Source organism: Nocardia macrotermitis (genome assembly GCF_009604405.1).
GTDB lineage: Bacteria > Actinomycetota > Actinomycetes > Mycobacteriales > Mycobacteriaceae > Nocardia > Nocardia macrotermitis.
The window spans coordinates 192876-211057 of the sequence record NZ_WEGK01000014.1 but is presented as its reverse complement, the minus strand read 5'-3'; the positions used below and the strand labels follow the sequence as shown (position 1 = coordinate 211057).

General features: G+C 65.3%; 20 protein-coding genes. 17 read left to right on the top strand and 3 right to left on the bottom strand.

The features are described 5' to 3' along the window. The first annotated feature begins 122 nt into the window (after window positions 1-122). On the top strand, window positions 123-1772 hold the full coding sequence (locus NRB20_RS28675) for an acyl-CoA synthetase (RefSeq protein WP_319945514.1): 1650 nt from the start codon (window positions 123-125) through the stop codon (window positions 1770-1772). 266 nt (window positions 1773-2038) lie between these two features. Continuing rightward, entirely contained in the window at window positions 2039-2683 is a 645-nt protein-coding gene (locus tag NRB20_RS28670) for a TetR/AcrR family transcriptional regulator (protein ID WP_153414556.1), read from the top strand. A 4-nt stretch (window positions 2684-2687) separates the two neighbouring features. Here the strand turns inward: NRB20_RS28670 and NRB20_RS28665 are convergent, their stop codons facing one another. Continuing rightward, window positions 2688-3500 (bottom strand): SAM-dependent methyltransferase, encoded by an 813-nt coding sequence (locus NRB20_RS28665; protein WP_319945512.1) that lies wholly within the window; start codon window positions 3498-3500, stop codon window positions 2688-2690. A 231-nt stretch (window positions 3501-3731) separates the two neighbouring features. Here NRB20_RS28665 and NRB20_RS28660 point away from each other — a divergent pair, with 231 nt between their 5' ends. Together NRB20_RS28660 and NRB20_RS28655 are read left to right on the top strand one after the other, a co-directional pair. Beyond that, window positions 3732-4805, top strand: coding sequence for an FO synthase (locus NRB20_RS28660; protein ID WP_227833974.1), 1074 nt, complete (start codon window positions 3732-3734; stop codon window positions 4803-4805). Next, a complete protein-coding gene (locus tag NRB20_RS28655) occupies window positions 4798-6267 on the top strand; it encodes a flavin-containing monooxygenase (protein ID WP_153414479.1) in 1470 nt (489 codons plus the stop codon). The genes NRB20_RS28660 and NRB20_RS28655 overlap by 8 nt, the downstream gene beginning before the upstream one ends. Before the next feature lie 60 nt (window positions 6268-6327). Here NRB20_RS28655 and NRB20_RS28650 read toward each other — a convergent pair whose 3' ends face one another. Continuing rightward, entirely contained in the window at window positions 6328-6801 is a 474-nt protein-coding gene (locus NRB20_RS28650) for a MerR family transcriptional regulator (RefSeq protein ID WP_153414477.1), read from the bottom strand. Between the two features lie 490 nt (window positions 6802-7291). On the opposite strand from NRB20_RS28650, the gene NRB20_RS28645 reads away from it, so the two are divergent. Together NRB20_RS28645 and NRB20_RS28640 are read left to right on the top strand one after the other, a co-directional pair. Then, entirely contained in the window at window positions 7292-8512 is a 1221-nt protein-coding gene (locus NRB20_RS28645; protein WP_153414475.1) for a tyrosine-type recombinase/integrase, read from the top strand. Window positions 8513-8532: 20 nt separating this feature from the next. Continuing rightward, window positions 8533-9183: an HAD family hydrolase gene (locus tag NRB20_RS28640; protein ID WP_153414473.1), complete on the top strand. Its 651-nt coding sequence runs from the start codon at window positions 8533-8535 to the stop codon at window positions 9181-9183. On the opposite strand, the gene NRB20_RS28635 is transcribed toward NRB20_RS28640, so the two are convergent. After that, window positions 9184-10449, bottom strand: a complete 1266-nt coding sequence (locus tag NRB20_RS28635; protein WP_153414471.1) for a transcriptional regulator — start codon at window positions 10447-10449, stop codon at window positions 9184-9186. 157 nt (window positions 10450-10606) lie between these two features. Between NRB20_RS28635 and NRB20_RS28630 the strand changes: the two genes are divergently transcribed. The 11 genes from NRB20_RS28630 to NRB20_RS28580 all read left to right on the top strand — a co-directional run bounded on the left by NRB20_RS28630 (window position 10607) and on the right by NRB20_RS28580 (window position 18180). Continuing rightward, the gene (locus NRB20_RS28630; protein ID WP_153414469.1) at window positions 10607-10855 is read left to right on the top strand and encodes a helix-turn-helix domain-containing protein; all 249 of its coding nucleotides are present in this window, start codon (window positions 10607-10609) and stop codon (window positions 10853-10855) included. A gap of 157 nt (window positions 10856-11012) precedes the next feature. Then, the gene (locus NRB20_RS28625) at window positions 11013-11327 is read left to right on the top strand and encodes a hypothetical protein (protein ID WP_153414467.1); all 315 of its coding nucleotides are present in this window, start codon (window positions 11013-11015) and stop codon (window positions 11325-11327) included. A 74-nt stretch (window positions 11328-11401) separates the two neighbouring features. Then, the gene (locus tag NRB20_RS28620; RefSeq protein ID WP_153414465.1) at window positions 11402-12079 is read left to right on the top strand and encodes a hypothetical protein; all 678 of its coding nucleotides are present in this window, start codon (window positions 11402-11404) and stop codon (window positions 12077-12079) included. A 194-nt stretch (window positions 12080-12273) separates the two neighbouring features. After that, window positions 12274-14148 (top strand): hypothetical protein, encoded by a 1875-nt coding sequence (locus tag NRB20_RS28615; protein ID WP_153414463.1) that lies wholly within the window; start codon window positions 12274-12276, stop codon window positions 14146-14148. Next, window positions 14145-14402: a hypothetical protein gene (locus tag NRB20_RS28610; RefSeq protein WP_153414461.1), complete on the top strand. Its 258-nt coding sequence runs from the start codon at window positions 14145-14147 to the stop codon at window positions 14400-14402. Before NRB20_RS28615 ends, NRB20_RS28610 begins: the two co-directional genes overlap by 4 nt. After that, window positions 14399-14572: a hypothetical protein gene (locus NRB20_RS28605; protein WP_153414459.1), complete on the top strand. Its 174-nt coding sequence runs from the start codon at window positions 14399-14401 to the stop codon at window positions 14570-14572. The genes NRB20_RS28610 and NRB20_RS28605 overlap by 4 nt, the downstream gene beginning before the upstream one ends. Continuing rightward, on the top strand, window positions 14569-15483 hold the full coding sequence (locus tag NRB20_RS28600) for a helix-turn-helix domain-containing protein (protein ID WP_153414457.1): 915 nt from the start codon (window positions 14569-14571) through the stop codon (window positions 15481-15483). The genes NRB20_RS28605 and NRB20_RS28600 overlap by 4 nt, the downstream gene beginning before the upstream one ends. Next, window positions 15480-15941: a hypothetical protein gene (locus tag NRB20_RS28595; protein ID WP_153414455.1), complete on the top strand. Its 462-nt coding sequence runs from the start codon at window positions 15480-15482 to the stop codon at window positions 15939-15941. The genes NRB20_RS28600 and NRB20_RS28595 overlap by 4 nt, the downstream gene beginning before the upstream one ends. Then, the gene (locus tag NRB20_RS28590; RefSeq protein WP_153414453.1) at window positions 15938-17248 is read left to right on the top strand and encodes a hypothetical protein; all 1311 of its coding nucleotides are present in this window, start codon (window positions 15938-15940) and stop codon (window positions 17246-17248) included. Before NRB20_RS28595 ends, NRB20_RS28590 begins: the two co-directional genes overlap by 4 nt. Before the next feature lie 201 nt (window positions 17249-17449). Next, a complete protein-coding gene (gene ssb, locus NRB20_RS28585; RefSeq protein WP_153414451.1) occupies window positions 17450-17938 on the top strand; it encodes a single-stranded DNA-binding protein in 489 nt (162 codons plus the stop codon). A gap of 26 nt (window positions 17939-17964) precedes the next feature. Then, window positions 17965-18180, top strand: coding sequence for a hypothetical protein (locus NRB20_RS28580; protein WP_153414449.1), 216 nt, complete (start codon window positions 17965-17967; stop codon window positions 18178-18180). Window positions 18181-18182: the final 2 nt, after the last annotated feature.

Genomic DNA, 18182 nt, shown 5'->3' with positions numbered 1-18182 from the left:
CGATGTTGTAAGTTACTGAACATTCTTGTTCACCTATTGTGACCTGCGCAACTCGGCAGCGCTAGTAACATGCTCATACGCAGGTGAATTCACTCATATCAGCGATCGATCAGGAGTGGTAAGTGAGGGCACCATCGAGTTTCAAAGCGGCGTCGAAGGCGATCGCGGAGCCCCTCGCGGCACTGTCGGTGCTCTTCCGGCGCGGCGTCGTCGAACCCCACCACCCCATCGAGCTGATACGAACCGTGCATGATTCCGGCATCTACGGTCCGTTCGTCACGGTCCTGCGCCACGCCCGGCGCACCCGGCCCGGCTCGAACGCCCTGATCGACGAACGCGGCACCCTCACCTTCGAACAGCTCGACGCGCAATCCGACGCGCTGGCCCGCGGCCTGGCCGCCTCGGGTCTGGCCCCGGGCACGGTCGCCGCGCTGCTGTGCCGCGACCACCGCGGCATGATGCTCTCGCTGCTGGCCGCCGGGAAGCTCGGCGTGCGAATCGTGTTGATGAACACGGGATTCGGCGGTCCGCAGCTGGCCGCGGTCGCCGAGCGAGAGCAGGTCGGCGCGATCCTGCTCGACGAGGAATTCCTCGGCCTGCTCGGCGACGTTCCCGAGAGCGTGCCCCGATTCCTCACCTGGACAGACGATCCCGACCTCGCGTCCGGGCCGATCGCGACGGTCGACGCCCTGGTCGAGGCCCACCCCACCGGCGCCCTGGCCGCCCCGGAACGTCCGGGCGGCATCGTCATCCTGACCAGCGGCACCACCGGCACGCCCAAAGGCGCTCCGCGCGACAAGGTTTCGCCGCTACAGTCCGCGCAGTTCCTGGATCGCATACCGCTGCCGCGTGACTCGGTGATGATCATGGCCGCGCCCACGTTCCACGGTACCGGCCTGTCCCAGCTGACGCTGGGCTGGGCGCTGGGCAACGCGATCGTCTGCCGTCAGCGCAAGTTCGACGCCGAGGGCACCCTCGCCGATATCGCGAAACACGGTGCGGCAGCACTGGTTCTGGTGCCGACCATGTTGCAGCGGATCGTCGATCTCGGCGAGGAGGTGCTGTCCCGGCACGACACCTCGAGCCTGCGGGTGGTGTTCGCGGCCGGGTCCTCGCTCTCCCCTGACCTGAGCCGCCGCACCGAACAGGTCTTCGGCGAGGTCCTGTACAACCTCTACGCCTCCACCGAGGTCGCCGTCGCCGCGGTGGCCACGCCCGAGGACATGCGTTGTGCGCCAGGCACGGTCGGCCGTCCGCCGGTCGGTTGCCGGGTCGCGATCTACGACGAGCAACGCCGCGTCGTCACCGAACCGGGCGTGATCGGCGCCATCTTCGTCTCCAGCGGCCTGAGCTTCTCCGGGTACACCGACGGCCGGCACAAGGAGATCGTCGACGGCCTGCTGTGCAGCGGGGATCTCGGCCATTTCGATTCCGCCGGAAGGCTTTTCATCGACGGCCGGGAGGACGACATGATCGTCTCCGGCGGCGAGAACGTCTATCCGCTCGAGGTCGAGAACCTGCTCGTGGACCGGCCCGACGTACTCGAGGCCGCTGTGGTCGCCGTCGACGACCGCGATTTCGGTAAACGGTTGCGCGCGTTCGTCGTCCAGGCCGCGGACGCCCCCGGCGACGCCCAGGAGATCATGACCTACGTCAAGACGCATCTGGCTCGGCACAAGGTGCCGCGCGAGGTGATCTTCCTCGAGGAACTGCCGCGCAACGCCACCGGCAAACTGCTGCGTCGCGAACTCGAACAACTCGATGTGGGCTGAATCGAGGTAAGCGCGGCAACCGCCACCTTCCCCCTCCACATCGCGGGTCGCCCCGGTGATCCGCGATGTTCCCGCGCATTTTCCGCAGCGAGTCCGGCAAACCGGGTGATACGCTGAATCGAACGTCGTATCTCAGTATCATCCGACGCGGTCAACCGAGATCAACGTCGGCGTATCGTCACATATTTCGCCGTCGCACTCCGGTCGTCGCATCGTGGGCGGAGATCGCGTGGGTAGGAGGAGTCGTGGCAGACGCGGAATCGGGGATGGCCTCGGGGGCGGAGCGGTTGATCGCCCGCGCCTACATCGAGGCGCTCGAACAGGTCGACGAGGTGGACGAAATCCGTTTGCGCCTACTGGATTCGGCGTACGAGCAGTTCTGCCGAATGGGTATCCAGCGCTCGACCATGGAGGATGTCGCACGGCGCGCCGAGGTTTCGCGGATCACCGTCTATCGGCGTTTCGCGACCAAGGACACCCTGGTCGAACAGGTGATCCTGCGCGAATTCCGGCGTTATTTCGATCAGTTCCTGGTGGATATCCGCCAGGCGCGCACCGTCAGCGACCGGGTCGTCATGGGTTTCGTCAGCTCACTGCGGGCAATCCGGGGCAACCCGCTGATCGGCGGGATGCTGGCCACCGATCCAGATCTGCTGGTCAGCATCCTGATGCGGGACGAGGGACGCACGGTCGCCGCGGTTCGCCAGTTCGTTGCCGGACAGCTGCGCCGGGAACAGGGCGCGGGCAATATCGGTGCCGGGGTCGACACCGATATGGTCGCCGAACTCATGGTCCGGGTCTGCGCGTCCTTCCTGGCGATTCCGAGTCAGCTCATCGATCTCGACGACGAAACCCAGCTCACCAGTCTGGCCGAGCGTTTCCTGGTCCCGATGCTCGAGGCCCCGGCGTGATCGCTCAGACCTTGCGGCCGATCGCGCCCCACAGCGACACCTGCTTGTCGTGGCTCGGCGGATGTTCGATGCCCTCGTTGCGCCAGCGGTGGATCACCTCGACGCCCGGCTCCAGCAGTTCCAGGCCGTCGAAGAACCTCGCCACCTCCGCGCGACTGCGCGGACGCACCGGAATCCCGCGGTCGATGTAGACCTGCAACAGCCGCATCATCCCGTCCGGATCCTCCGGGCCGTCGTCGAAATCCGTTGTCACATGGGACATTGCGAGATAGGAGCCGACCGGCAGCGGTTCCATCAGCGCCCTGACGACCTCGTACACATCGCCCGGGACGAAGTGCAGCAGCGCCATCAGCGACACCGCGACCGGCTGGGTCAGATCCAACGTCTCGGTCAGTTCGGGCGAGGCCAGGATCGCGGCCGGATCACTCGCGTCGGCCTGGACGTAGGCGGTGCGGCCCTCGTCGGTGCTGACCAGCAGCGCCCGCGCGTGCGCCAGCACGATCGGATCGTTGTCGACGTACACCACCCGCGCGTCGGGCGCGCCCTCCTGCGCGACCTGGTGCAGATTGGGTTCGGTCGGAATACCGGTGCCGATGTCCAGGAACTGCCGCACACCCTGCCCGACCAGGAATCGCGTGGCGTGCCGCATGAAATCACGGTTGGTGCGGGCGGTCACCCGGACCGCGGGGAAATTCTGCAACGCCTGCTCGGCCGCGACCCGGTCGGCATCGTAGAAATCCTTGCCACCGAGGAAATAGTCGTACATCCGGGCGGGATGCGCTACATCGGTGCGCAGATCGATCGGGCCGTCGGCCACGGCGAACTCCTTGTCACGTCGAATTCGTACCATGCACATATACCCCATCGGGGCAAGTAGCCCAACGTATTCCGGCATACCGACCCCGAGCCTCCCTGCCCCCAGAACGCACTCGGGGGCGGGTTTCGCCGGTTCGAGCGAAGGGACCGCCTCGACGCTCGGGGAGCCGCCTCCACCGGTGAGCAGGCTGCGTGCCGAGGCGTGTCGGTGGGCGGCGGTATGGTTGGCGTCGTGGGTGATGTTGTTGTCGCCGGATCCGGTTTGCCTGATGCGGGCTTGGTGCGCAAGTGGCTCGACGAGGCGGCCGACGCCCCGGCGGACCTGCCCGACGAGGGCTATATCGCGCTGCTCGGCGCCGACGGGCCGGAGCTGGAAGAACTGTGTCGGGCCGCCGATCGGCTGCGCCGACAAGCCGTCGGCGATGTGCTGACCTACGCGGTGAACCGCAATCTGGACACCGCCGCGGTCGCCGGTACCGGCGCGCCCGCCCGCGCCCGGCTCACCGCCCTGGTAGCCGAGGCGCGCGAGCTGGGCGCGACCGAGATCTGCATGCAGGGCCCGCTCCCGGCCGACACCGACGACGACTATCTGGCGTTGATCGAGACCATCGCCGCGGCGGGCCCGATCCACCTGCACGCCTTCCGCGTCCCCGAACTCCTCGACGGCGCCGCGCGCCGGAATCTGCCCCTGCCCGATTTCCTCGCCGCCGCCCGCGCCGCCGGACTCGGCTCGGTCCCGGGCACGGCCGCGCGCATCCTCGACGACGAGGTCCGCGCCCGTATGCTCGGCGGCCCCGACCTGCCGGTGCGCCGCTGGACCGAGGTGATCGAGGCCGCCCATCGCGCGGGCCTGTTCTCGACCTCCACCATGGTCTACGGCCACATCGAAACCCCCGCGCAGCAGCTCGCCCACCTGCGGCTGATCGCCGAAATCCAGGACCGGACCGGCGGTTTCCACGAATTCATCGCGATGCCATTCACCCCCGGCCCGGTCTCCCCCGGCGTCGGCGCGCTGCCCGGCCCGACCTGGCGACAGACCCGCGCGGTCCACGCCGTCGCACGCCTGCTGCTGCACGGCCGGATCGCGAACATCCAGGCCGCGTGGCCGAAATTCGGATTCGACGCGGCGCTCTCGCTGTTGCGCGGCGGGGCCAACGACCTCGGCGGACTGCTCCTGGACGGCGCGCTGGCCCCCGATTCCTTCGCCGAGGCCGGAATCACCCTCACCACCCGCGAGGTCGAGCGGGCCGCGCACACCCTGGGCCGCACCGTCCGCCAGCGCACCACCGGATACGCCGATGTCTGAACTCACCCATGTCGACGTGCTGATCGTCGGCGCCGGTTTCGCAGGCATCGGCATGGGCGCGCAACTGGCCCGGCGCGGACGCGAATCGTTCGTGATCATCGAACAGGCCGACGACGTCGGCGGCACCTGGCGCGACAACCGCTATCCCGGTGTGGCATGCGACATTCCGGCGCACCTGTACTCCTTCTCCTTCCTGCCGAATCCGCGGTGGAAGCGAATCTTCGCCGAGGGCGCGGAGATTCACGAATATCTGCGCACCTGTGTGCGGCAGGAGGGCCTGGAACCGCATCTGCTGCTGAATTGCACACTGCGCCAAGCACAATGGAACGAAGCCGACGGCCGCTGGATCGTGCACACCAGTCGCGGCAGCTTCGCGGCGGTCACGCTGGTCGCGGCCACCGGACGTCTCACCGAACCGAAGATCCCGCGGGTGCGGAATCTGCGCGAATTCCGTGGCAGGCATTGGCATTCCGCGCGCTGGAACCCTCGGGTATCGCTGGTCGGCAAGCGTGTCGGGCTGGTCGGGACCGGCGCGTCCGCGATCCAGATCCTGCCGCGGCTCGCCGGTGAGGCCAGCGAGGTCGTCGTCTTCCAACGGTCCGCGCCGTACGTGCTGCCGCGTGGCGACCGCCTCTACAGCCACGAGGAGATGTCGCAGTTCGCGGCCGACCCCGCCGCCATCTCCACCCTGCGCGACGAACTGTTCGCCGAGGCCGAACGCAGCATCCCCGCCCGCAAACGGCGGCATCCCGAAATCGATCTGCTCCAGCAGCGAGCCCTGGACCACCTGTCGAGCCAGGTCCCCGACCCGGAACTGCGCCGGCAGCTGACACCCGATTACGAGATCGGTTGCAAGCGGATCCTGTTCTCCGACGACTACTACTCGTCCCTGCAACTCGACCACGTCCGGCTCGAGCCGACCGAGGTGACCAGGGTGACCGACGCGGGCGTGCAGGCGGCGAGCGGAAACGTCTACGACCCCGAAATACTCGTGTTCGCAACGGGTTTCGACACCACCCAACTGCCCATCGCCCGGCAGATCCTGGGCCGGGGCGCCCTGCCGCTGGCCGAACGCTGGAGCGAGGGCATGGTCGCGCACGCCTCCACCACGGTCGACGGTTTCCCGAACATGTACGTCCTGGACGGCCCGAACGCCGCGCTGGGCCACAATTCGGCGATCTACGTCATCGAGACGCAGATCGATTACGTGCTGGGCGCGCTGGACCACCTGGCCTCCACCGCGGACACGGTCCTCGAGGTCACCCCCGAGGCCGTGCGGACCTCCACCCGCCGCATCGATGAGCTGGCCCGCGACACCGTCTGGACCCGGGGCGGCTGCACGAACTGGTACCGCGACGAACGCACCGGCCGCCTGACCCTGCTGTGGCCGGACTCGGCGACCTCGTTCCGGCAGCAGAACGCGACGTTCGACATCACCGCCTACCGCGCGTCGGCGGTGTGAGGCGGTGCGGCGCTGATCATGGTGCACCGCAGCCGATTCGGACGGGGTGACCGGTCTAGATCAGCGGTGCGCGCGCACAGCCTCCGCCAGCCACGCGAACGCCGGTACGGCCCGCTGTCCGAGCGGGCGATCGTCGATGAGGCTCAACAACTCCCAGTACCGTTCGACGCGCGGTTCGGCGACCAGGTCCAGCCATTCGAGCAGTGCCGCGGTCTCGGTCGGCCCGAGGTCCGTGGGCACGATGCGATCGAGAACCGCACGGCCGGAATCGGATTCGGGCGCGGTCCCCTGTTCGACGGCCCGCCCGGCGTGCTCGAGCACCTCCCGCACCCGCGCCAGCCCAACCCCCAACTCCCGCAGGGTCCGCACCAACTCCAACCGCCCCACCGCCTCGACCCCATACAACCGATACCCACCCGCCGACCGCCCCACCGGAGGTATCACCCCCGCATCCGACCAGAACCGAATAGTCCGAGCCGACAACCCGGTCCGCTCCGCCAACTCCCCGATCGTGTACCGCACCACGTCATCCATCCCCCCAACCTCCACCTTCCACCCACTGGAACGTCAAATCGACCGACCGCGAGCCTGGCTCCTCTTCAGCAGCGAGTCCTCGATTGCCTCGAAGATGACAACGTCATGATGCCGGTATGGGAAATCCCGCAAGAGGTCTGCGGCCGTGGGATGCCCCCATCGGCTTCGGAGAAGAAAGCGGATAGTTTCAGGCCCCGAACCCCACGCTTACCCCACGAAACAAGTCAGCCCCGGTGAAACCGGGGCTGACTTGCTATTCGGTGCGCGATACTGGGATTGAACCAATATTGTGTCCTGGTGTCGCAAATCTTCGACACCAGCAGCGATTCGCATATTTAGCCTATCTACCAGCAGTTATTCTGATGGACAACCATGAATATTGATGAACATACGTGGACATCAGACGGGCACGGATTGGGCAGAAATCCGTTGATTGGGCACAGATTGGGCACTACGATTGGCCTCATTGTTGATCGGGCAAGGAGGTTGCATGGCACGGAAGGATGGCGAAGTCAAACGGTCGTTCGGAACGATTCGCCAGCTGCAATCGGGACGCCATCAGGCTCGGTATACGGGACCAGACCTACGACGCCACAAGGCCCCTACGACCTTCGCAACAGAGGACGATGCGAAAAACTGGCTTCGAGGTGTGCATCGAGAGATTCGAGATGGTCTGTGGACTCCCCCCGGAGTGACGGGGTCCGTCAAAGGCGGGCTGACCTTCAAGGAGTACGCGAACGACTGGTTGAAGCATCGGCTCGTCAAAGGTCGGCCGTTGAAAGACCGAACCCGAGAGCACTATCAGGACATCCTTGATGATCACATCTTCCCGGAGCTCGGTACTCTACCGCTGAAATCGATCAGCCGAGAAGATGTGCGCGAGTGGTACGACGCCACGCTGATCGACCGGCCAACCTATCGGGCGCACGCCTATTCACTGCTGCGAACAATCCTCGGCACTGCTGAGGACGAAGAGAAGATTCCCGCGAATCCGGCCAAGATCCACGGTGCCGGGTCCGTTGACCCGGTACACGAAGCACCTCCGGCAACGTTGCAAGAGTTGGATCTGATCGTCGCTGAGATGCCTGATCGGTTGAGACTCATGGTCCAGCTGGCCGCATGGTGTGCCCTTCGTTTCGGCGAACTGACCGAACTACGGCGATCTGACATCGTCCGGGTCGATGGGCGCACCGTGATTCATGTGCGCCGCGGCGCTGTCCGAACCAAGAAACAGGGGCGAACCGCGACAACGCCGAAATCCCGTGCTGGAGTGCGCAAAGTCAACGTTCCGCCGCACCTCAATAGCGCAGTTCGGGATCACCTTCGTGATCACGTCGCCCCCAAAAGTGATGCTCTGCTCTTCCCCGCTGGCCATGGAGGCCACTTGGCCCCGAGCACGCTCTATCGGCACTACTACCGAGGACGTGAATCTGCGGGTCGAACGGATCTGCGTTTTCATGATCTTCGCGTCACTGGTGCGACGATGGCCGCGCACGCTGGCGCAACGTTGAGGGAGCTACAGGCCCGTCTGGGCCACACTACGGCGGCTGCCGCGCTGAGATACCAACGGGCTGTTGAGAGTCGGGACGTTGAACTCGCGGACAAGCTCTCCGCCATATCCAAAGTCACACCGAAGTCGGGTACCGATGAGCCAGTTGCATCGAGGCGGCACCCGGTCAACAGATTGCCTCGACGGCAGCCTCGAACATGAAGAACGGTACGGTTGGGAACATGATTTCGGCGGTGGTCTTCGATGTGGGTGAAACGCTGGTTGACGAGACTCGCGAGTACGGCACTTGGGCCGATTGGCTCGGCGTTCCGCGACATACGTTCGTCTCGGTCTTCGGAGCAGTCATTGCGACCGGCCAGGACTATCGCGAAACCTTCCAGGTGTTCCGCCCAGGGTTCGACCTACAGAAGGAGCGCGAAGCCCGAGCCGCGGCAGGATACCCGGAATCATACGGCGAGGAAGATCTGTACCCGGACGTGCGCCCAACGCTGTCGAAGCTGCAAGACCTCGGCGTCTGGGTTGGGATCGTCGGCAACCAGACCGTTCGATCAGGTCAGATTCTGCGGAGTTTGAACCTACCCACCGACTTCATTGCTACCTCCGATGATTGGGGTGTCGAGAAGCCCTCAGCGGAGTTCTTTGCCAAGGTGGTCGAGGTCGCGCCGGGCGAACCGGGGCAGATCGTTTACGTTGGCGACCGGCTCGACAATGATGTTGCGCCAGCCAAGCGCGCAGGGATGCGAACCGCATATCTCCAGCGGGGGCCGTGGGGATGGATTCACCGTAACAAGCAAGAAGTCGCGGATCTGTCCGATTGGCAGATCCGCGACCTTGGCGAACTCTCGGAAATCGTTGTGGCAGAGAACGATTAGTCAGCCGATCAACGAGTTGACTGTTGTGTGCCAGTCATAGAGTCGATCGTCGAGACTTCGAACCGCGGGGAGCGAATCCCACTCTCGCAGCGACTGACGAACTTCTTTGACGCGATCCATCGCGGTCGCGTACCAGTTGCGACCAAGGAGATCGAGCGCTTCTTCGAGGTATCGGCACGCCAGTTCCGGATCCTGTTCCAAAACGGCGGCAGCCGCGATGTCGGCCAGGTAGACAGTGCGCTGCTTGATCGACTCATCCGGCAGGTCTGCGAGCACTTGCTCCAGCGTCTCTCGCGCTTCGCGACCACGCCCTGCGGTCATCAGGGTGTTGCCTTTGAATCCCGCCAGCCGGATGGGTGAGAACCAGTCCATCCAAGCTGGTGATGGATTCGAGTCGGCATCGTGTTCTTGGTAGATCTCCTCGGCGTGGTGTACCAGCTTCAAAGCCCGTCGGGTATCTCCGAATCGGGTTTCGACCTCGGCCTCAACCGCATCGAGCCATGCAAGGACTTCCACGTTCGCGTCTCCGCGACGTGCGAACGCGCGGGCTGCGCGCAACTTGTCTCGTGCCTCTTCCGCACGGGAGGGATCGCCGGAGAAAGCCGGTGCGAAGGCCATATGAGCAAGTACCGCGGCACCGAGGAGAGGATCGTCGGCCTCATGCGCAGCCTGTAGCGCGAGTACAAAGCTCGGCTGAGCGAGATCTGGTTGTTGGAGATCGAAGAATTCGAGTCGACCGGCGAGCAAGCTTGATTCCGAAACTGCTTGTGCTAGAAGCTTTTTCGCCGATCCCGACAGTTGCTGCAACAGATCAGCACCCAGCGCGGCATGTTCGGCAACCGAACGATGCAGTCGCGCGGCTGGGATCGACCAATAGAAGTGGCGATGGGAGACCGTCACCGTCATGAAATCTGTTGCAACCGAAGGCGGTAGCGCAGCAGCCGACGCAGCGATGTGACGGGTTGCCCAGGTGTCGTGATGGGCACCTGCTGCCGTTCGTTCCGACTCCCGGTTCTCAGACCACGGCGGCGTAAAGCCCAACTCCGACACCGAACGTTTGAACAGGGCTTCGAGCGCGGTTGCGTGCTCAGGATGAGGCCAGGGCGGCTCGGTCGACTCCCAGCGGCGGACGGTCCGGGCGTTGATCGAGACGCGAAGTCCGATTGTTCGAGCAGTCTCGTTCAGTGCGTCAGCCAGCGCGGATTGCGAACGGTATCCGAGCGCTTGTCGAGCGGCGCGAAGTGCAGCGTTGCCGGGGTTGGTCATGTCCCCAGTCTAGTCCTCTATAGGTGGCCTGTCTGGCGTTTGGGTCCAAAAACGGCCTATCAATGTCCTCTTGTCCGCCCTTTTTTCGGCCCTTTTTGGGTCGCATCCTCGGTTGTGAGCAGTTTTCACACGTTGTCCAACCGAGGGAGATCAAATCATGACAAGTTCACGACCGCGCAAGGACGCGGAGGGTCGAGGAACCACACTGATTCGCCTGTCCGAAGCTGCCGCGCTGGTAGACGTTCACGTAAAGACGTTGCGGCGCTGGATATCTGAAGGCAAGTTGACCGGCTACCGGCTGGCGTCGAACCAGATCCGTATCGATCAGGGAGAGCTGCTCAACCTTGCTCGCCCCATGCCCACGGTTGCACTGGACGGTGCCGTCGATCGCAAGGGAGTGGCGTAATGCTTGCCCTCTTGGCGACCGCAGGGTTGGTCATCCTTGGCGCGGAGTATCCGCAGCTCGGATCGGTGGTACTTGTCGCAGCGATCTTGTTGGGGGTCGCCTGGCTGATCGGTCGGCGCGGGAAGCGCGCAGCCACTGGTTGGCGGGGTGGTCGGCGATGAGCGCGTTTTTTGGTTCGCAGGGTCGGACTGTTCGGGTGCAGGGCTACTCGCCGCTGGATCACTTCGGCGGGCCGGAGTTCAACGCCAATCGTTTGAGCGAGGAGGCGGCGTATTCGATGCCGCCGCAGATGTTCGCGGTGCTGGTGTTGGCGGGGTTCATCTTCGCAGCAGGGGTGTTCGGCGGGATGTTGCTGTTCGGCTCTCGTGCGCAGGAGGCACCGGTCGTCATCACTTGTCCCGCGCCGGGTGTGCAGGTGGCGGCACGTCCTGTGGAGTGCGGTTCGGGGACTCCGCAGGTGGTGACGCGATGAGCGGGCGGGAGGTTCGGTTGCAGCCGCGTGATACGCGGTGGATGGAATTCATTGCGCAGCAAGGTGGGGTGCCGATGTCGCTGATTGGGCAGGTCGAGCAGATCGGGTCGAGCCAGCTGCACGAGATGGTCAAGCGTTGGAAATCAGTGGGCCGCGTGCTGGTGGAGCGAGTCGATTACGGTGCGCCGGGGCGGTGGCGAAATTCGAAGCATTTCGACGAGCCGGGTGCGGTGCCTCAGGGGCCACTGTGGGTGTACATGACGCGCGAAGGTGCTTGGGGTTACTTGGATTTCGACCCTGGCGCATGGTGGCCGAAACCCACGACCGTGGCGCATCTGACCGCGCTGACCGAGTTGCGGTTGGCGTTGACCGGTTTGGAGACCGATCCGGAGGTCTGGACCAGCGAGCGGCTGTTACGTCGCCGGTTGCGGACCGAGTCCGGGCAGTTGGGGGCGCATGTGCATGACGCGTGGTTCCAGGACATCGGTGATCCGGACAAGGTGTGGGCGATCGAGGTCGAGTTGTCTCGCAAGTTCGGTGCGGGCCGGTTGATGGCTGCGATGGCTCGTGCGCTGGATGCGGCGGATCGGCACGAGTTGGCGGGCGTCTTGTATTTCGTGCGTGGGGAGGCCTTGCGCAGGGCGGTGGAGTCCACGGGGACACGGCTCGCGCACAAGCGGGGTGTGGAGCGTTTGTCGAATCTCGAAATCCATGACCTGGATACGACTTTGAGTAAGAAAGGGGTGCGGTGATCATGACCGATTGTCTTCCGATGATCACGCCTGTGGACTGCGGCACACCCGCACCGGTCGCACCGGCACCGCCGGTGCCGGTGTCGTCGGGGCCTGTGGTACCGGTGTCGAGTTCTGTTCCGGTGCAACATCATTCGGGTACGGGGTTCTCGAATCCGTCGTTGCCGAATGGGTGGCATGTGCCGGATTGGCATGTGCATGTGCCGACTGTGGCCGATGCGTTGGGTGTGGTGGGTACCTCGGCGGTGGGTGTGGGGTTCGCCGCGGCGCTGGGTGTGGGAGTGAATCTTGTTGCCTCCAAACGGGTTTTGGAGGCACGGCAGGTTCGTAACTATGCGGCCGGTTCGCTGGTGTTGCCGGTGGGTGCGGTGTGTGCGTCGGGTTCGTGGACTGCGCCGTTGTCGTTGTGGTGGCAGGGCGCGCACGAATTCATCGCGCACGGCGCATGGGTGGGTGGCCCGGTGGCGATGTCGATTGCCGCGGTGCCCGCGGCGTTGGGTTGCGTGGCCTGGTATCGGGCGCGGTTCCTGGGCCGGTTGAACACCGAGGGCATCGGCAAGCCCGCCAAGACGCGCAAGTTGCGGCGTCGTCAGGAATTGGGCAAGGCCCGTGCCGCGCGCCAGGCCGCGAAGTACGGTGCGCCGCTGGTGACCGGGTGGCGCAAGAACAAGGCCGTGCTGGGCACGCTGTCGGAGTACGTCGATGCGTCACAGCCTGATACCTACACCCAGTTGGTGGATCAGAAGTCCTCGAAGCTGGAGGTCCCGATCGAGGGTCTGGGACATCAGGTGGTGCTGGGGATGTCGCAGAAGGCCGGTAAGACCACGATGTTGGTCCGCTACGGCACCGCTCTGTATACCGCGTTCTGGCACCGGTACGTGCGGACCGGGGAGAAACGCCCGCTACTGATTTTCGTGGACTGCAAGGGCGGCAAGCCCGGTCTGGCGACGGGCCGTCAGGTGGTGAAGATCGCCGCGCGGCTCGGGGTGGCACCATCGCGAATTGCGTTGTGGCCGATCACGAATCGTCTGGATCTGTGGGCGATGGACACCGAGGACATGTGCGCGACCCTCGAAGCGATGATCAACCCGGTCCAGGCCAACGAGGCGGGTTCGGAGCACTTCAAGCAGAACCGGATCCGGGTGATCAAGCTCGCGGTCGAGGCTCCGTGCGGGCCGCCGCGCTCGAAACAGCAGTTCCTGGAACGACTGTCGAACGACTGGCTGACCGGCGCGTACGCCAACGACACAGCGATCCTGGACGAGCTGGATGCGTTGGGCAAGAACAAGCCGCCCGCGATCGGGGACGTGTCGGGCAAGATGCGCAACATCTTCGCCGCGATCGGTGAGGGTTTCGACGGCGGCCGACCCCTCGATAGCTTCGATGTGATCTATGCGACCGTGCCCGGCACGGTCCGCGGCGAGTATGCCCGTGCGCAGGTCGCGGCGTTGAACACGCTGATCGAGCAGTTCGCCGCGGGCGAGCACGACCGTCAGATCGTGCTGATCGAGGACGAGGTGTCCGCGGTCGCGGACAAGACCGGCGGTATCTCGCAGATCAACATCGCCGAACGCCTGCTGGGTATGGGTGTGATCGCGATCTTCGCCGCACAGAACATCTACGGACTCGGCCAGAACCCCGATGACCGTCGCCGTCTGCTGGAGGCGTGCCCGTCGGGTGCGTTGCTGATGAAACTTGAAGCGGGAGGGAAGGTTTCGGAGGTGTTCGGGTCCGCGCCGGTCGCGGAGAGCACCTGCAAGACCCATGACGGCAAGCCCGGGGATGAGGGTTCGCTCGGGAATCGGGATACCTGGTTCATCGATCCGAACCGGCTCGCGCAGTTCGAACGCGGCGACATCGTGTGGGTGCACTCCCTGCAAGCCCGGTTCGGGCACGTGATCCCGGTCGATGAGGACCAGATCGCGCCGCTCCCGGCGGATCCGTTGGCGCAGCGGTGGGCGACGGGCACATTGCCGCGGGTGCCGCTCAAGACGGTGCGGGATCTGGAATCCGGGCGCGCTCGCCGCGCGGATCTGGGATTCGACGGCGAAGGCGGTGAAGCCGCATGAGCAATCACACGGAGACTGCGGGTGATCAGGGCCGGTTGTGGTTCACCCAGGTGCCGATGAAGCACTGGCCAGCGCCCGATGCATGGACTCATCGCATCACCGGGGATCGGCACGAGACCGGGTTTTACATCCCGGATGGGCGGTGGGTCACTCACCACAGCTACGGCTCGGAACAAGAAGCCGCAAACGGGCTGGCACGTCTGATCGAGTGCTCGACCCGCTTCGGGGAGATCGGCACAGGAGGCCTGTCATGACCGACTACCTGCGTTCCATCAGCGCCTACGTGGCCACCCGCCACTACGCGTCCATTCCCGCCGACCGCCCCGGTCACCCGAGCAAGCCGACGCCGACGAGTGCGGACACCCCGGCGGACAGTGCCGCCGCACTGGTGGACACCCCCGAGGACAAGGGGTGGACACGATGAGCGCGTCGAGTTCGCCGCAGCGGGGACGGTTCGTGGCGTGGGCGGGATTCGTGTTCGGGTCGGTGTCCTCGGTGGCGGCCAATGTCCTGCACACCTGGTTGCCCGCGGCGCATATGCCTGCGGGGTGGACACCGGGTATCGCGCCGCAGATCGGTGCGGCGGTGTGGCCGATCGGGCTCCTGTTGAGTGTGGAGGTGCTCTCGCGGGTGCGGTGGCAGTCCGGATGGTTGTGGGCATTGGCCCGCTACGGCGGTGCTGGCGCGGTCGCGGTGGGTTCGGCGATCATCTCCTACTCCCACCTTCGGGATGTGCTCGTGACCTGGGGATACGGGCATCTCGCAGCCGGTGTCGGCCCGGTGGCCCTCGATGGGTTGATGGTGGTGTGCGGATTCGCACTGCTGTCGATGACCCTGGCTCGCGAAACCAGCACCACCCCCGAACCCGTCGAGGTATCACCGGAGCCGCCCGAACCGGTCGCACCCGTGGCTCTGGAAGTGGCAACCCCCGATGACCGCCTCGTAGGGCCGGTGTGGACACCGCGGGCGCGGCGGGACGAGGTGACCACCGCACAGGTGGCCACCGAGGTCACCGAAACACCAGCACCGAGTGTCCGGCTGGCCATCGGACCGTCGACCGACCCGGGTGAGGACACCGGGGCGGACACCCGGCGGCAGACCGCGCGGGAGTTGTCCGGTGACGGGTGGACACACGCGGAGATCGCCGCGCATCTGGGCGTGAGCAAGCGCACCGTGCGCCGCTACTTGTCCGCCCCCTCGGGTGAGGCGATCGGCGCACCGGACACCGAGACCGAACACGGTCCGGTGCAGGAAACCAGCCTTCTGGAACTGCCCGCACCAGCGGCGGCGGTCGAGGGGAACCATCACCAGTCTTTCGAAGGAGTTCTCGCATGACCAGCAACAACAGCGGTGGTAACGGTGTGGATTGGGACGGTGAGCTGCAAGCGCTCATGGAGTCTTCGGGTATCGACCCCGCACAGGTGGTTCGCCCGAAGTGGGTGACCCGAGCGCGCCGCCGAGTGTTCGGCGCGAAATCCGCGGTCGCCGCGGTCGCGGTGATGGCGCCGGTGGGGTGGGTGGTCGCCGAGTCCGGTGCTCCGGTGATCGCGACCGCGCCGATGCTGTTGTGGTTCGCGGGCTGGATCGGGTTCGGGGTGTACGTCAGCCTGGGCCGCCCGGATCTGTCGACCACCAGTGACACCGTCGCCGGGTTCGCGGTGCGGGTCTCGCACACCGGGTCCCGGTTCGCGTACGCCCGCACCCGTCCGGCGCGGGTGCGGTGGCGGGCCTGGCGCGCCGCCCAAGCCCGCGACGCTGCTGTTGGTGTGGAGTCGGGGCAGGTGACCCGATGAGCGGGCAGACCCAGCGCACCGGTAAATCGGTGATCTTCTCCGATGAGGGCACGCATTCGGGTAGCGGCGAGATGGACGAGGTGGCCCGCAGCTGGCCGCAGCTGATGTCGCTGCTGACACAGCTGATGCGGCACCTGCACACCGCGACCTCGGATGGATCGATGAAGCTGTCGCGGCGGCAGTGGAAGGAAATGATCACCGAGGCTCGCAGCTTGCACGAGAAGTTCGTGCGCGAGAACGCGGTCAGCCGTTCCTGGTACACCGCACGCGTCCGGGACTACCAGCGCGAAGCATCCGCCGTGGCCGCGCGCGCACGTCATGGAGCCACGCCGGAGCAAACAGCAAGGGACGCTGGATATCTCGCTGGTGTGCGGGCCGGGATCGAGCACACTGTGCATCAGACCGCCCTGACGTCCGAACAACGCGGCCAGGTGATCCAGTCCCTGGACGCGGTGGACGCGGATCCGATGAATCCGGTGTCGGACAACATCTTCCGGGAACTCGACGCGAACGCCGCGATCGGTGCCCGATACGTCGCCGCGGACAGTGAACAGCGCGCCGCGAAGCACAGCGAACGCCTCGACGCCACCGCCGCACCGACCGCCCGCCCGCAGACCGCGACCCAGCACACCGCGGAGGCGGACCGGTTCGCGCACGAGGCCACCCGGCGGATCCATGATCTGTCCGAACAACTCGATGCCCTGGAACGCAGGATCGCCACGGCCAGCCAAACTGCCACCGCTGCAACAGATGTCAGCGAGAACTCTGATCCGCAGCGTGAACGGCAGGAGGCTCACGCGCCGACGAATGGACAGCGGTCGGGAACTGCCGGTAACGCCACACGCGCGAACGCCGAGGCCGCGCAAGCACAGGTGAAGCGGGAGGCGAAAGCCAACGCTGCGTTGTTCGTGAAGCTGTACGAATTCGGGCAACGCGCCGCGGAAGAAGAAGCCCAGGAGAACGAACGCCAGGCCCGGCCTACCGCGCACGCAACCAGCCACGCGCAGTCGAACAACAGCGGTCTGCGCGTGGTCATCGTGCCCGACGCCGAACAGGCTGCGGCACCGACTCCGCAGGAACATCGCGCGGCAGCCTATGCCGAGCAGATGCGGGGACTGATCGCCGAGGACACCGGACACGGGCAGCACCGTGACCGCCCGCGCGCCGAGCAGACCGTGCAGATCATCGAACCCGATCACAGCCCACGCCACACACCCGCGGCTACGGCTACCGCGACTGCCGAGCAGCACAGCGTGACCGATCACCTCATGAACGAATACGCCGCCGAGATGGAAGCCGAAGCGTGAACGCTGATCGGCCCGTCTCCCAAGGTTTTCAGCAACAACAACAAGAAAGGAGAAATCACCACGGAATCAAGGATTCGGCCGAATCGGCCGACCCCGCAAGGTAATTCGCACCAACGACAACAACAACCCTGTCCGGCTTCGGCACGGACGAGGAACTGTCCAACGGACACCCAACCACACAGATACCAGGAGTGACAAATCATGTCCGGAGAGACCGTCATCACCGTCATCGGCAACCTGACCGCGGACCCCGACATTCGGGCCATCCCGAAGACCGGCGACTGCGTGGTCAACTTCACCGTTGCTTCGACACCGCGCGTGTTCGATCGCAACAAGAACCAGTGGGTCGACGGCAAAGCACTGTTCATGCGGTGCACCGTTTTCCGCGAGCCCGCGGAGAACGCCGCCGATTCCCTGGCCAAGGGAACGCGCGTCGTCGTGGTCGGCAAACTCCAGCAACGCGAGTACACCGACCGCGACGGCAACAAGCGCACCATCGTGGAACTGGTAGCCGACGAGGTGGCGACATCCACCAAGTACGCCATCGCCAAACCCATCAAGCGCCGCACCAGCAACAGCACTCGCAACGGCTGGAACGGCAACGGCCGCAACACCAACGACAACGGCGGCGCTGCTGCCGATGATCCGTGGAATGCGGCTCAGCCCGAGGACGAAGAGGTGGCGTTCTGATGACACGCGCCTTCCATCCTCATCGCGTGACCCACGGGATTCACGGCGCGCGTTACTACCCGACCCAATGGATCGACGGATTCCTCGTACCCGCACGAATCATCGTGTGGTTCCGCGGAGACCAGCGACTGCGGCTCTCGGTGCAGGACGCGTACACCCTGCTGAACAAACTTCCGGACCTGCTGGAAGACCACGAAACCGCGACCGCTCACGTTGTCGCAACAATTGGCGAGGAGAACTGATC